This window comes from Mesorhizobium sp. WSM4887, from assembly GCF_029625865.1.
Classification (GTDB): Bacteria; Pseudomonadota; Alphaproteobacteria; order Rhizobiales; family Rhizobiaceae; genus Mesorhizobium.
Window position 1 is genome coordinate 860,802 of record NZ_JARTVP010000002.1, and the last position, 14,615, is coordinate 875,416.

At 64.3% G+C, this 14,615-nt stretch carries 10 protein-coding genes; 6 read left to right on the forward strand and 4 right to left on the reverse strand.

Annotated elements, in window-relative coordinates:
- Positions 1-13: 13 nt before the first annotated feature.
- Both P9230_RS12510 and P9230_RS12515 read left to right on the forward strand, forming a co-directional pair.
- On the forward strand, positions 14-1,009 hold the full coding sequence (locus P9230_RS12510; RefSeq protein ID WP_067327737.1) for an ABC transporter permease: 996 nt from the start codon (positions 14-16) through the stop codon (positions 1,007-1,009).
- Positions 1,010-1,049: 40 nt separating this feature from the next.
- Positions 1,050-2,102 carry a substrate-binding domain-containing protein gene (locus P9230_RS12515; protein ID WP_066988974.1) on the forward strand — a complete coding sequence of 351 codons (1,053 nt, stop codon included), beginning with the start codon at positions 1,050-1,052 and terminating at the stop codon, positions 2,100-2,102.
- A 60-nt stretch (positions 2,103-2,162) separates the two neighbouring features.
- On the opposite strand, the gene P9230_RS12520 is transcribed toward P9230_RS12515, so the two are convergent.
- From P9230_RS12520 to P9230_RS12535, 4 genes are all read right to left on the reverse strand, one after another.
- The gene (locus tag P9230_RS12520; RefSeq protein ID WP_278119479.1) at positions 2,163-3,239 is read right to left on the reverse strand and encodes a D-alanine--D-alanine ligase family protein; all 1,077 of its coding nucleotides are present in this window, start codon (positions 3,237-3,239) and stop codon (positions 2,163-2,165) included.
- 18 nt (positions 3,240-3,257) lie between these two features.
- The gene (locus P9230_RS12525) at positions 3,258-3,872 is read right to left on the reverse strand and encodes a hypothetical protein (RefSeq protein ID WP_095800962.1); all 615 of its coding nucleotides are present in this window, start codon (positions 3,870-3,872) and stop codon (positions 3,258-3,260) included.
- A gap of 216 nt (positions 3,873-4,088) precedes the next feature.
- On the reverse strand, positions 4,089-6,143 hold the full coding sequence (locus tag P9230_RS12530) for a bifunctional aldolase/short-chain dehydrogenase (protein ID WP_278119258.1): 2,055 nt from the start codon (positions 6,141-6,143) through the stop codon (positions 4,089-4,091).
- Between the two features lie 84 nt (positions 6,144-6,227).
- A complete protein-coding gene (locus tag P9230_RS12535; RefSeq protein ID WP_278119259.1) occupies positions 6,228-7,193 on the reverse strand; it encodes a sugar-binding transcriptional regulator in 966 nt (321 codons plus the stop codon).
- Between the two features lie 203 nt (positions 7,194-7,396).
- Between P9230_RS12535 and P9230_RS12540 the strand changes: the two genes are divergently transcribed.
- The 4 genes from P9230_RS12540 to P9230_RS12555 all read left to right on the forward strand — a co-directional run bounded on the left by P9230_RS12540 (position 7,397) and on the right by P9230_RS12555 (position 14,524).
- Positions 7,397-9,037: an acyl-CoA synthetase gene (locus P9230_RS12540; RefSeq protein ID WP_278119261.1), complete on the forward strand. Its 1,641-nt coding sequence runs from the start codon at positions 7,397-7,399 to the stop codon at positions 9,035-9,037.
- 267 nt (positions 9,038-9,304) lie between these two features.
- Positions 9,305-9,910, forward strand: coding sequence for a TetR family transcriptional regulator (locus P9230_RS12545; RefSeq protein ID WP_066988962.1), 606 nt, complete (start codon positions 9,305-9,307; stop codon positions 9,908-9,910).
- A gap of 54 nt (positions 9,911-9,964) precedes the next feature.
- Complete coding sequence (locus tag P9230_RS12550; RefSeq protein WP_278119264.1) at positions 9,965-11,131, forward strand: efflux RND transporter periplasmic adaptor subunit; 1,167 nt, start codon at positions 9,965-9,967, stop codon at positions 11,129-11,131.
- 243 nt (positions 11,132-11,374) lie between these two features.
- Positions 11,375-14,524 (forward strand): efflux RND transporter permease subunit, encoded by a 3,150-nt coding sequence (locus tag P9230_RS12555; protein WP_278119266.1) that lies wholly within the window; start codon positions 11,375-11,377, stop codon positions 14,522-14,524.
- Positions 14,525-14,615: the final 91 nt, after the last annotated feature.

The window sequence follows — 14,615 nt, forward strand, 5'->3', positions numbered from 1 at the left end:
GCGGGGGCGTTCGATGACATTGCGCGACTATGCCATCCGCTATGGTTTCATCATCCTGCTGGTCGGGCTGATCGCCTATTTCGCGATCGCCGCCGACGGCTTCGCCTCGCCGCAAAGCGCCGTCTTCATCTTCCAGTCGGTCGCCATCACCGGCGTGCTGGCACTCGGCGTCACCGCGACACTTGTCGTCGGCGGCTTCGATCTGTCGATCGGCTCGGTCGCCACCAGCGCCATGATGGCGGCTTCCTATGCCATGGTTGTGCTGGAGCAGAACGCCGTCGTCGCCGTCATCGCCTGCCTCGTGATCGGCGCGGTCGTCGGCCTCATCAATGGCTGGCTCATCGTCTACATGCGCGTGCCGGATCTGCTCGCGACGCTCGGCATGATGTTCCTGCTGCTCGGCCTGCAACGCATTCCGACCGAAGGCCGCTCGATCGCCACCGGCATGACGATGCCCGACGGCTCGGTCGCCAACGGCAAGTTCTCGGAAGCCTTCCTGGCGCTCGGCCGCCACCGCATCGACTTCTTCATTCCGAACCTGATCCCGGTCTCGGTGGTGGTGCTCATCGTGCTCGCCGCGCTCATCTGGTTCTTCCTCGAATACACCCGCTTCGGCCGCATGATGTATGCCGTCGGCAGCAACGAACGCGCCGCCGAACTGGCCGGCGCGCCTGTCAAGGCATACAAGATCTGGGCCTATGTCATTTCGGGAGTTTTTGCCTCGATCGGCGGGATTTTGCTCGCTGCCCGGCTTGGACGCGGCGATATCGCCTCGGGTAATAATTTGCTGCTCGACGCAGTAGCGGCGGCGCTTATCGGCTACGCGGTGCTCGGCGCCGCCAAGCCGAACGCTTTCGGCACGGCCGTCGGCGCGGTGTTCGTCGGCGTCCTGCTGCAGGGCCTGACGATGATGAACGCCCCTTACTACACGCAGGATTTCGTCAAGGGCGCGGTTCTCGTCGTAGCCCTTGTCTTCACCTTCGCCCTTTCCGGCAGGGGCAAGAGATAGTTTCGACCGGGGCATTGAGAACAAAACGTAGGAAGACGAAGTGAGCATCACAAGGAGACTTTTAGGGAAGGCCGCACTCGGCCTCGCGGGCGCGGCGCTGCTCATGCAGGGCACAGCATTGGCGGCGGACCGTCCGGCGCCATTCGACAAGCCGGGCGTCAAGATCGCGCTGGTGCGCTATCTCTCCACCGGTGACTTCTTCCAGGCCTATCTCTCCGGCGTCGAGGCGCAGGCCAAGGCGCTCGGCGTCGATCTGCGCGTGCTGGACAGCCGCCAGGACGCAGCGCTCCAGGCCGACATGGTCGACCAGGCGATCGCGCTCGGCGTGCAGGGCATCATCATCCAGCACGGCCTGACGGAATCGATGAAGGACGCCGCCCAGCGCGCCGTCGACGCGGGCATCAAGGTCGTCGCCTTCGACGTCAATGTCGAGAACCCGAAGATCCCGCAGATCGAGCAGTCCGACCGCGATCTCGCGCGCCTCGCGCTCGAACAGGCGGTCAAGGACAATGGCGACGCCTGGAAAGCCGGCTATGTCTATGTCGCCGGCATCGCCCCGCTCGACCGCCGCAACGAAACCTGGGTCGACGTGAAGAAGAAACATTCCGGCATCAGCGAGGTCGCCATGTTCGGCACGCTCGACAATCCGATCGCCAATTCCGTCGCCAACCAGGCGCGCTCGGTGCTGCAGGCGCATCCCGATATCAAGGTGATGTTCGCGCCTTACGACGAGTTCGCCAAGGGGGTGAAGATCGCCGTCGACGAAGCCGGCCTCAACAAGGGCATCAAGATCTACTCGGCCGACATATCGACGTCCGACATCGCCGCGATGCGCGAGCCGGACAGCGCCTGGGCCGCCACCGCCGCCACCAACCCGGCAGTCGTCGGCCAGGTCTCGGTGCGCGCGCTGGCGCAACTGCTCGCCGGCGAGGATCCCGGCCACAACGTCATCGTGCCGCCGACGCTGATCACCCAGAAGGAACTTATCGACAAGGACATCAAGAACATGGAAGACCTGTCGGCCAAGCTGCCGCAGTTCGCCCATGCCGATGTCGCCATGCCGGCCTGGATGCCGAACCCCAACGCCAAGTAGGCCACGCGCCTGAAGGCAAAAGAGCGGCTCTCGGGCCGCTCTTTTTATTCCCGGACTCGCTCAGGTAGATCGGGCGGCACGCGCCAGCCCATGCGCCACCAGCCGGTCGATGACTTCCGGGTAGCTGATGTCGCTCGCCGCCATTGCCTTGGCGTACATGCTGATGTCGGTGAAGCCCGGAATGGTGTTGAGCTCGTTGATCAGGAACGTCATGTCCGGTCTCACGAAGAAGTCGACGCGCGCCATCGCGTCGCAACCCAGCGCGCGAAACGCCTTCGCCGCCGTCTCGCGGATCTCGCCTTCGATCGTCTCGGGCAGTTCGGCGGGCACCTTAAGTGCTGCTCCATCCTTATCGATATATTTGGCGTCATAGCTGTAGAAGCCGTGGCTTTCGGACGGCACGATCTCGCCGGGACGGGAGACGAAGAGGCCACCTTCCGTGTCCTCAAGCACGCTGCATTCGATCTCGCGGCCGCGGATGAATTCCTCCGCCAGCAGCTTGCCGTCGTGCCTGAAGCCTTCGGCGAGCGCTGCCTGATAGCCCGTTTCGTCGGAGACCTTGCTGACGCCGACGGAAGAGCCCTGGCGGGCCGGCTTAATGAAGACCGGGAGTCCGAGCGCCTGCTCGATCTCCGCGAAGCCAGGCGCGGCCTCGGGCAGGATGGTGCTGGACCGTGCCGTGGGCAGGCCAGCCGCCTTCAGTAACCGCTTGGCGATATCCTTGTCGAGCGCCGTGGCCGAACCGAGAATGCCGCAGCCGGCAAGCGGCACGCGCGCCACCTCCGCCAGTCCTTGCGCGGCGCCGTCCTCGCCATGGAGACCGTGCAGGACGGGAAACAGAATGTCGATCGCGGGCAACTCGTAAGGCGGCCCTTCGGCCGGAACGGCCAGCATTCGGCCATGCCCGCCGGGCACCAGACAGACCTCCGCTCCGTTCGACGGTGTCGCCAGCGCGCCGTCCTCGAAGCGGCTGAGCAGCCATTGCCCTTCGCGGGTGACGAAGATCGGAACGGCATCGTACTTCCCCGGCTCCAGCGCGCCCATGACATTGTTCGCCGAAAGCACCGACACGTCGTGCTCGGCGGACCGCCCGCCAAAGAGCACACCAATACGCAGTCTTTTTTCGGCCATCGACATCTCCACAATGCTCAAGGATCAGAAACCGACGGCGATGCCGCGCCGGGCGAAAAAGCGGTCGAAACTGGCGAGCGGTAGCGTGACGTCCGCCTGGCTCTGCCTGACGTGTCCCGAAGGGTTGTGGAAGCGGATTTCGCCTGGCGAGGCGGCCGTCACCAGTACCAGATGCCCGCCTTTCGACGGCGGCTCGCGCTCGGGCCAGCGGATACCTGGATGAACCGAGGCGATGAAGTAGCGCCACTTGCAAAGCAGACCGGGCACCGTGGCCGCATCGACATTCGTCATCGTCTCGGCGAGCAGGCCGAAACGTTCGCGCACGAACCGGACGAAGGGCTCGTAGATCAGCCCCTTGATCGTACCGTCGCCTTCATTGACGACATAGCCGCCATAGGCCGTGCAGGCGCGCGCGAGCTCAAGCGTCGGATGAATTTCGCCGCGCGCGGCAAGGATCATCTTCAGGCAGGCCATGCCGCAGACATTCACGGCCCAGCGTGCATAATCCTCAATCGTTTCGGCGCCGGAATTGCGCCACAGCGGGTCGCGGTGCAGAGCCGATGGTCCCTCCGCCAACAGCGGCAGAGTCATGCCGGGCGATTCCCACTGGCTGAAATAAGGCACTTCCCTGGTTTGCATAGCGGCTCCAGCTTTGTGTCCCGCAAGCGAGGGGCAAGGCACCCCCTTAAAGCTGTTCGAGCAATAAGCAAAAGATTTGCGCGGATTTTGAGCGGTTGGAGCAGTTTTCCAGCAGACGTGAAATGGGCTTCAGTCCTGACCTGGGTCGCGACACGGAGAGAGTGGTCCGTCGTTCTGGGAAAGCGACGGGCCGCTCAGGGAGATCTCCTTGTTTCTTCAGCGCAGCGCCGCGGCAATATTGCCGCCGTCCACCGTCGTCACGTCGGCCGTGGTGCGTTCGGCCAGTGCCTGATGCAGGAAGGCTTGCGCCACGTCGTCGGCCGTCACTTCCTGGCCGAGCAGATTGCCGGACATGTATTCCTTTTCCGAGACACCGCGCGCGCCCGAGCGGCTGGCAATCATGGCGTCGGTCAAAAGCCCGGACCGGATGCGGTCGGCGTTGACCGCGTTCGAGCGGATGCCGTAGGCGCCGTAGTCCAGGGCATACTGGCGCGACAAAAACAGCGTCGCCGCCTTGGGAAGGCCGTAGGCGCCGAATTTCGGACCGGGATTGACCGCCTGCTTGGAGGTGTTGAACAGCAGCACGCCGCCCGTGCCCTGTTCGAGCATGATGCGCACCGCGTTCTGCGCCGCCGACTGGTGGGCGAAGAAGTTGAGCTCGAAGCTCTTGCGCAGCAGCGCGTCGTCGATCTCGCCGATCCGGCCTTCCCAGGCCGCGCCTGCATTCGAGACCAGGATGTCGACGCCGCCATAGACCGCGACCGCCTTGTCGAAGGCGGCGCGCACCTCGGCCGGGCTGGTGATGTCGGCGCCGACCCCGATCGAATTGTTACCCGCCGCCTTTGCCGCTTCCGCGGCCTTGGCCGGATCGAGATCGACGATGACCACATGCGCACCGTTTGCGGCGAACAGCTTCGCCGTCGCGGCGCCGATCGCCCCGGCGCCGCCGGTGATCAACGCCACCTGGCCGGTCAGCGGCTTCGGCTTGTTCGAGGCGAGCTTGGCCTGCTCCAATGACCAGTATTCGAGCGGGAAGAGGTCGGCCTTGGAGAGCGGCTGGAAATTGCCGATGGCTTCCGCGCCGCGCACCGCCTCGATCCACATCTCGCCGACATCGGAGGCGATTTTCGCGTCCTTCAGCGTGCGGCCGTGGCCGAACATGCCGAGGCCCGGCACCAATGTCAGCCGCGGCATCGGGTCGAGCATGGTGCGCTTGACGTCATCCAGCGCGTCGTTGGTCTCGAAATAGGCGCGGTAGTCCTTGGCGAAAGCCTCGACATGGCTGCGGACGGCGGCCTTGTAGTCGCCGAGCTTGTCGGCGTCGGGAGCCGGGACCGCCATCGGTCCGGTCTTGATGCGGATCGAAAGATCGGGCGTCGACACGCCGCGTCCGGCCAGCTCGGCGATCCTGGCCGAATTGATGAAATCGACGATCGCATCCGAGGTGCGGAAATCGCTGATCATGCGGTCGAAGCGGCCTTCGCCGCGCGCCACTGCGACAGCGCCGCGCAGAGTCGGCGCGATGTCGCTCGCCTTGGCGAGCTTTACCGGCAGCGCCGCCTTGGTCGCCTGCGGCTTGCCGTTCTTGGCGATATAGTCCTCGGCGATGGTCACATAGTGGATCATGCGGTCATAGGCCTGCTTGGCATCGTCGCCGAAGGTGAAGATGCCGTGCTTGTCGAGGATCAGGCCTTCGACGCTGGGGTCGGCGTCAAAAACGTCCGCCGCGACCTTGGCGAGCTCGAAGCCCGGTTTGATGTAGGGCAGGTAGCCCATTTTGTCGCCGAACACCGTCTTCACCAGCGCCTTGCTGTTCTCCTGGTCGACGATGGCAAGGATCGCGGTTGAATGCGTATGGTCGACGAATTTAAGCGGCAGAAAGGCGTGCAGGAGTGTCTCGACCGATGGATTCGGCGAGGCGGGGTCGATGAGATTGGAACGCTGCAGCGCCACCATGTCCTCGTCGGAGAGCGTGTCCAGCGCGCGCGCCTTGAGCAGCGCGCCCATCTTCACCGCCGGCAAGCCTTGCGGCTCGATGACGGCCATGTCCCAGCCGCTGCCCTTGACGCAAAGCACGTCCCATTCGTCACCGACCAGATCGGTGGCCTTGGTCTTGCAGGAAGTATTGCCGCCGCCATGCAGCACCAGCCGCGGCTCTCCGCCGAGCAGGCGGGTCGTGTAGACGCGCAGCGCAAGGTCGCGGCGGACGCCCTGCTTGGCGTAGTCGGCAACCATCTTTTCCGCGTCAGCGTCGTTCCAAAGGTTCTTCATGTCGTTCCGTCCGATTCCGTATTTTGTCTGCTCATGAACAGGAAGCCGCGACGTCTTGATGACAGACGCGGCGAGGGTGGTTTCCTACGAGGCCTTTTTGCTGACCGCGCCGGCGTGATCGAGGAGGCGCCCGGCCATATGTGCGCCGACCACCAGATGCGTGCAGAGGCCGCCGGCGATTGCGGCCAGCAGCGGCTCGAACTTGCTGTCCTCCTGCACCACCATCAGCCGCTTCCCGATGGCGCGCAGCGAGGCGAGCTCGGCGGAAATGACCCGCCGGTTGTAGCTACAGTCGAGCGCCTCGCCGCTTGCATCGATGATCTGTCCGGCGATGACGCCGGCCGCGCCTTCCTTGCGGAGCGCGGCCATTTCGGCCGGCGTCAGCGCGCCGCATTTGACCAGATGGCTGTCGGCGTCCACGGCGCCGACGGAATAGAGCGCGAGATCGCAGTCGCCGATGCCGGCAAGCTGGTCGCGGATCACCGGCTCGGCGCGCAGGCCCTCTGCCAATTCTTCCGTGGACAGCACCAGCGGCGCGTAAAAATTCAGACCCTTGGCGTTCAGCCGCCGCGCGATCTCCATCGTGCACTGATCGGGTCGGTAGGAATAGGGCGCGCCGAGATTGCCGCAGAGCTGCACCACGGTGACGTCCTGCAGATCGGCATAGGACATGATGTCGGCGATGGTGTAGACCGTGCGGCCCCAGGCGACGCCGATGCGGTTGCCTTTACTCACCAGTTCCAGGAAGACGCTCGCCGCCAGGACGGCGATGTCGGTCGACGGGTCGGCGACATAGGCGTTTTCCGGCGCGATCCAGACGGCGTCGAGCTTGAAGGCGTCCTCCAGCCTGCGTGCCATGACATCATCGGTGAAAAGCTGCGTCGAGGTCGAGATGTTGACGATGCCGGTCTCGCGCGCCTTGCGAAGATACATGGCGACCGATGCGCGCGAAATCTTAAGCTGGTTCGCCACCTCGTCCTGGCGAAGGCCATGCGCATAGTAAAGCCAGGCGGCCTTGTGGATGAGCTGTTCTGCCGGTCGGATCGCCATGCCGCCTCCTCTGCTGACATTAGTCACGGCTCTCGACAAAAGTCAAATCCAGCCTGCTGGGTTATTCGTCCTCCGGCGCCGGCATGTTCCGGGCTGCTCTTCTACCGAGCGCTCATGTCATAGCATTTCCCGATCGTTCAGGGGGATGGCATGATCGCGGGCCTGCGGTTAGAAAGCTCGAAAAGACTTTTGGGGAGGATGGGATGGCCAATCCCTACGAACAGGATCTCGAACGGAACGCCGCCAACCACCAGCCGCTGACGCCGCTCACCTACCTTGAGCGGGCGGCCAAGACCTATCCCGACCATGTGGCCATTATCCACGGCAGCCAGCGCATCTCTTATCGCGATTTCTGGCGGCGGTCGCTGAAGCTCGCCTCGGCGCTGTCGAGGCATGGCATCGGCAAGGGGGATACGGTAACGGTGATGCTGTCGAACACGCCGCCGATGCTGGAGGCGCATTTCGGCGTGCCGATGGTGAAGGCGGTGCTGCATTCGCTGAACACCCGCCTCGATGCCGCCGTCATCGCCTTTCAGCTCGACCATGCCGACACCAAGGTGCTGATCGTCGACCGCGAGTTCTCGGGCGTGGTCAGGGCGGCGCTGGCATCGGCCAAGGCCAAGCCATTGGTCATCGACTATGACGATCCCGACTACGCCGGCGATGCGCCCTATCCGAAGGGCCAGCGGATCGGCACGCTCGACTATGAGGACTTCGTCGCCGGCGGCGACGAGGCTTTTGCATGGTCGATGCCCGACGACGAGTGGGACGCCATCTCGCTCAACTACACCTCCGGCACGACCGGCAATCCGAAGGGCGTCGTCTACCATCACCGCGGCGCGGCCCTGATGGCCTACACCAACACCATCCACGCGGGCATGGCCAAGCACGCCGTCTATCTCTGGACGCTGCCGATGTTCCACTGCAACGGCTGGTGCTTTCCCTGGACGCTCGCCGTGCAGGCCGGCACCCATGTCTGCCTGCGCTGGGTACGGGCAAAGCCGATCTATGACGCCATCGCCGACCATCGCGTTAACCATCTTTGCGGCGCGCCGATCGTTATGTCGGTGCTGATCAACGCGAAAGACGAGGACAAGCGCCAGTTTGCCCAGACCGTCACCTTCAACACGGCCGCCGCGCCGCCGCCCGAGGCGGTGCTTTCCGGCATGGCCGATGCCGGCTTCGCCGTCACCCATCTCTACGGCCTGACCGAGACCTATGGGCCGGCCGTCGTCAACGAATGGCACAATGAGTGGGACGAGCTGGAGAAGGGCCCGAGGACGGCGAAGAAGGCGCGCCAGGGCGTGCGCTATGCCGCGCTGGAAGGGTTGACCGTGATGAACCCCGAGACGATGGTCGAGACGCCGGCCGACGGCGAGACCATCGGCGAGGTCATGTTCCGTGGCAACATCGTCATGAAGGGCTATCTGAAAAACCGCAGGGCCACCGACGAGGCTTTTGCCGGCGGCTGGTTCCACTCCGGCGATCTCGGTGTCATGCACCCGGACGGCTACATCCAGCTCAAGGACCGCTCCAAGGACATCATCATCTCAGGCGGCGAGAACATCTCGTCCATCGAGGTCGAGGACGCGCTCTACAAGCACCCGTCCGTCGCCTCTTGCGGAGTGGTTGCCCGCGCAGACGAGAAATGGGGCGAGGTGCCTGTCGCCTATGTCGAGCTGAAGCCCGGCAAGGTTGCGACCGAGGCCGAGATCATCGAGCATTGCCGTGGGTTGCTCGCCCGCTTCAAGGTCCCGAAGGCGGTGGTGTTCGCCGACATTCCGAAGACGTCTACGGGGAAGATCCAGAAGTTCAGGTTGAGGGAAATGGCGAAGGGGGCGTAGTTCACTCCCTCCAACATGGCCTTGATGTCGACAGTTTGCGCCAGCAGCCGCGACGTCTGTGCGCGTCGCTTCGCTCCTTGCTTCGCCCTAGGATGAGGACGGCACAGGGCGTCATTGGCCAACCGCCAACGTCGCTCATTGGCCCCTCGCAACTGTCACCATCTGTCACCATTTTGTACGCGTATATCGATTCCGCGTTGACTCTTTGCTGCTTTCGATTTACGAGTGACGAAAATTGAAATTCGTCACTCGTAAATCGAAAGCACCATGTCAGAAGCCGCCAACATCGTGGCCGACCCCGCCAGACAGGAGAATGTGACGCGCATTCTCGACTGTGCCGAGCGCCTGTTCCGGCATTACGGCTACGGCAAGACCAACGTTGCCGACATTGCCCGCGAGCTCGGCATGTCGCCGGCCAACATCTACCGCTTCTTCGCCTCTAAGGTCGAAATCCACCAGGCCGTCTGCGGCCGCATGCTCGGCGCCAGCTACGCGATGGCCTACGAGATTTCGCGCCTGCCGATTAGCGCGGAGGAGCGGCTGCGCCGTTACGTTCACGCCCAGTACAAGATGACGCTGGAAGTCATGCTCGACGACCAGAAGGTGCATGAGATGGTGATCGTCGCGCTCGAGCGCGACTGGGGCGTCATCGACAAGCATGTCGACCGCATCCACGACCTGCTCGCCGACGTCATCCGCGACGGCATAGAGGCCGGCGAGTTCAGGAAGCAGGACCCGGTGATCGCCTCGCGCTGTTTCGGCGCCTCCACCGTCATCCTGTGCCATCCGCAGATGGTCGCCCAGTGCCTTGCCAAGACCAACCGGGCAATGCCGGACGACCTTATCGACTATGCAATCAGAGCCTTGAAATAGCCGCTGCCCCGCCGGGTGCCGGTCGACGTTTATCTCCAGTTCGGGAGTGCTAAGGTGTCTTTGTCCAGTTCCATCCTCCGCAGGCTGCCGGCCGCCGGCCTCCCAGTCGTCGGCGTCGTTGTCGCGGCGCTCGGGCTTGCCGGCTGCAGCCAAGAGAAGAAAGCGGAAGTCCAGGAAGTCATCCGGCCGGTGAAGGTCGTCGAGATCGGCGAGGCCGAGACCACGCGCCAGCTCGACTATTCCGGTTCGGTGCGCGCCCGCACCGAGATGAATCTCGGCTTCCGCATCGCCGGCAAGGTCACCGAGCGTCTCGTCGACATCGGCCAGCATGTCAACGAGGGGGATGTGCTTGCCCGCGTCGACCCCTCCGACTACGAGCTGTCGGTGAAGAGCGCCGAGGCGAGCCTCGACGCCGCCGAGCGGCAGGTCGAGACCGTCGATCTCGCCAGGAAGCGCGCCGAGCAGCTCTATGCCAAGAACTTCGCGCCTAAGTCGCAGCTCGATCAGGCCGTTCTGAGCTATGATCAGGCCGTGGCGACGCGCGATGCCGCCCGTTCGACCCTGGCCCAGGCGCAGAACCAGGTCCATTACACCGATCTCAAAGCCGGCAAGGCCGGCATCGTCACCGCCATCTCGGCCGATATCGGTCAGGTGGTCGGCGCCGGCACGCCGGTCATGACGGTTGCCGTCGACGGCGAGAAGGAAGTGCTGATCGCGGTGCCGGAAATGGACATCGCCGGCTTCCGGCCGGGCAAGGAGGTCAAGGCGAGCTTCTGGTCGGACGAGGCGCTGACCCTTGACGGCAAGGTCCGCGAGGTGGCCGGCAGCGCCGATCCGCAGTCGCGCACCTTCGCGGTCCGGGTGTCGCTGCCCAACGATCCGCGCGTGCTGCTCGGCATGACCGCCAATGTCGCGGCGACCGTCGGCAGCAAGGCGCAGCTGGTGTCGATCCCGCTGACCGCCATGGCTGAGAAGGACGGCAAGCACATCATCTGGACGGTCGACCGCGCGTCCGACACGGTGCATCCGCGCCCAATCAAGGTGGCGAACTTCACCGCCGACGGCGTTGCCGTTGCCGAAGGTTTGAAGCAGGGCGACGTGGTGGTGGCCGCCGGCACACAGTTCATGACCGACAATCTGAAAGTGAAGCTTTCCGGCGATGCCGCCCAGCAGTCCGCCTCGGCGGAGGATGACGTCGCCGCCACTAGCAGCCTGCGCTAACCAGGCGAAAGAACGCCTTTCCCGACCTCGCTGCCGTGAGCCGCGAGCCGGGCAGGGCATGGGTTCCGGGCGGCGAAATCGCCCGATCGACGAGACGCGGCATTGGTATCCCCCGCACCACGGCCGCGTCGAGCGCGATTGCGAGTCTCTCTCCGCTTGAGGTGCTCGCCGCCCGGAAGCCCACTGAGAACTCATGAGCCGCAAGGCATGCTGCCTTGCCGCCAATTGGACTGGACCTGCGCCATGACCACGGACAGCAGCACTGAAAAGCGTCCCTTCAACCTCTCGCGCTGGGCGATCGGGCATCCGAGCATCGCGCGCTTCCTGTTCGGCCTCATTATTCTGGCCGGCGCGCTAGGCCTGATGCGCATGGGCCAGAAGGAAGACCCGGACTTCACCTTCCGCGTCATGGTCGTGCAGGCAGTCTGGCCGGGCGCCTCGATCCAGGACATGGAAGACCAGGTCGTCAACAAGATCGAGCGCAAGCTGCAGGAGACGCCGCATCTCGACTTTGTCCGCTCCTACACCCGCGCCGGCAGCGCCATCATCACGCTCCAGGTAAAGGGCGACACCAACGCCGAGGAGGTGAAGGATGCCTTCTACCAGGTGCGCAAGAAGGTCGGCGATATCGCCAACGAACTGCCGCAGGGCCTGCTCGGCCCCTATTTCAACGACGAGTTCGGCGACACCTTCATCACGCTGCATTCGATCAGCGGCGACGGCTTCACCTATCCCGAGCTGAAGAAATTCGCCGTTCAGGCGCGCGACATGCTGCTGGCGACGCCGGGCGTCGAAAAGGCCGTCATCATCGGCGACCAGCCCGAGAAGATCTATATCGATGTGTCCTCCAAGGCGCTCGCCGAGCGCGGCCTGACGGTGCTTGACCTGCAGAATGCCGTGAAAGGGCAGAACGCCGTCGATCCGGCGGGCTCGGTCGATACCGGCTTGCGCTCGGTTCGCATCTCGGTCGAGGGCGACGTCACCAAGGCCGCCGATATCCGCGAGCTGAGGCTGCGCGCCGGCAATCAGGTGACGCGTCTTGGCGACATCGCCACGGTCTCTTCCGGCCTCGAGGACCCTTATGAGCGCAAGTACCGCTTCAACGGCCACGAAAGCGTCCAGGTCGGCGTCGTCATGGCCAAGGGCTTCAATGTCAGGGACGTCGGTAAGGATGTCGAGGCGACCTACAAGCGCTTCGAGGAAGGTCTGCCCTATGGCGTTGCGGTCGACCAGATCTCCGACCAGCCGGAGGTGGTCAAGGATGCCGTCAACGAATTCATGGAGGCGCTCGGCGAAGCGTTGCTGATCGTTCTCGTCGTCTCGTTCCTGTCGATCGGCTGGCGCTCCGGCCTGGTGATCGCGATCGCCATCCCGCTGGTTTTAGCCGCCACCTTCGCCATCATGTACGAGATCGGCATCGACCTGCAGCGCATCTCGCTCGGCGCGCTGATCATCGCGCTCGGTCTGCTGGTCGACGACGCCATGATCGTCGTCGAGATGATGGAGCGCAAGCTGGAGGAGGGGCTGGTCAAGATCGAGGCGGCGAGCTTCGCCTATTCCTCGACCGCCTTCCCGATGCTGACCGGCACGCTGATCACCACCGCGGGCTTCATCCCGGTCGGTTTCGCGGCCTCCACCGCGGGCGAATATGTGCGCACGCTGTTCTATGTCGTCGGCATCGCACTGGTCGTGTCGTGGTTCGTCGCGGTCTATTTCACGCCCTGGCTAGGCTACATGATCCTGAAGCAGCGCAAGCACGCCGGCACCCACCACGACGTCTTCGACACCGGCTTCTACCGGCGGCTGCGTGCGACGGTCACCTGGGCCGTGCGCCACCGCATCATCGTGCTGGCGATGACGCTGGTCACTTTCGGCACCAGCCTCTGGGCCTTCCAGTTCATCCCGCAGAACTTCTTCCCGCAGTCGTCACGTCCGGAAATTCTGGTCGATCTCTGGCTGCCGGAAGGTACCTCGATCAAGGAAGTCGAGAACCAAGCCAAGGCGCTCGAAGCGAAGATGATGGACGACCAGGACAAGCGCTTCATCGCTACCTATATCGGCGAGGGCGCTCCGCGCTTCTTCCTGCCGCTCGACCAGCAGCTTCGCAATCCGAACTTTGCCCAGCTTCTGGTGATGGCCAAGGATGAGCCGGCGCGCGAGCGTCTGATCGTCAAGATGCGAGGCATCCTCGCCAAGGACTTCCCGTCGATCCGCGCCAAGGTCGATCGTTTGTTCCTCGGGCCGCCGACCGGCTGGCCGGTGCAAATGCGCATCATGGGGCCGGATCGCCAGGAGGTGCGCCGCATCGCCGACGAGGTGAAGGCAAGGTTCGAAGCAAACCCGCTGCTCGGCGCCGTCCATGACGACTGGCTGGAGCCGGTGCCGGCGATGAAGCTGGTGATCGACCAGGACCGAGCCCGGGCACTAGGCGTCACATCGCAGCGCATTCGCCAGATGCTGCAGGCAACCATGTCCGGTGCGCGGCTCGACGATTTCCGCGACGGCGAAGAGACGGTCTCGATCGTCGCCCGCGAGCCGGAGGCGACCCGTCATCTGCTGTCCTCGGTCGACTCCGTCTACATCCCGACCGACTTCGGCGGCTCCGTGCCCCTGTCCCAGGTGGCGAAAGTGGTGCCCGTGATGGAGCAGGGCATCGAGTGGCGGCGCGACCGTCTGCCGACCATCAGCGTGCGCGCCACGTTGCCAGATGGCGTGCAGTCGAACGACGTCGTCACCAAGATGTACAACGACATGAAGGACCTGCGCGCCGGCCTTGCCCCCGGCTACAAGATCGAGATCCAGGGCGGCGCGGAGGACTCGGCCGAAAGCCAGGCCTCGATCGCCGCCAAGGCACCGATCATGCTGGCCGTCATCGTCATCTTGCTGATGGTCCAGCTGCAGCATTTCGGCAAGTCGATGCTGGTGCTTGCCACCGGCCCGCTGGGCATCATCGGCGCCGCGGCAGCCCTTCTGATCAGCGGCGCGCCGTTCGGCTTTGTCGCCATCCTCGGCGTCATAGCGCTGCTCGGCATCATCATGCGAAACTCGATCATCCTGGTCGACCAGATCGACCAGGACATCGCCGCCGGCATGGATCGATCGGAAGCGATCGTTGGCGCTGCGGTGCGCCGCTTCCGCCCGATCATGCTGACGGCGCTGACCGCGGTGCTTGCGCTGATCCCGATCTCGCGCGCCGTCTTCTGGGGGCCTCTGGCCTACGCCATGATGGGCGGCATTCTCGTCGCCACCGTGCTCACCATCCTGGTGCTGCCGGCGGGCTATGCCCTGTTCTTCGGCCGCGAGCCCAAGAAGGCCAAGACCGACGAGCAGGCGCCGGAGCCGGAACAGGTCGAAGGCATCGAAAGACCGCAGCTGGCGCTGGCTGCGGAATAAGAAGGTGGCAACCTCGAATCATCCGCCATCGGCGAAAGCCGGCGGCGGATGATGCGCATCGAAAGAACGGCACTCGCCGCCGCGGCGCGCT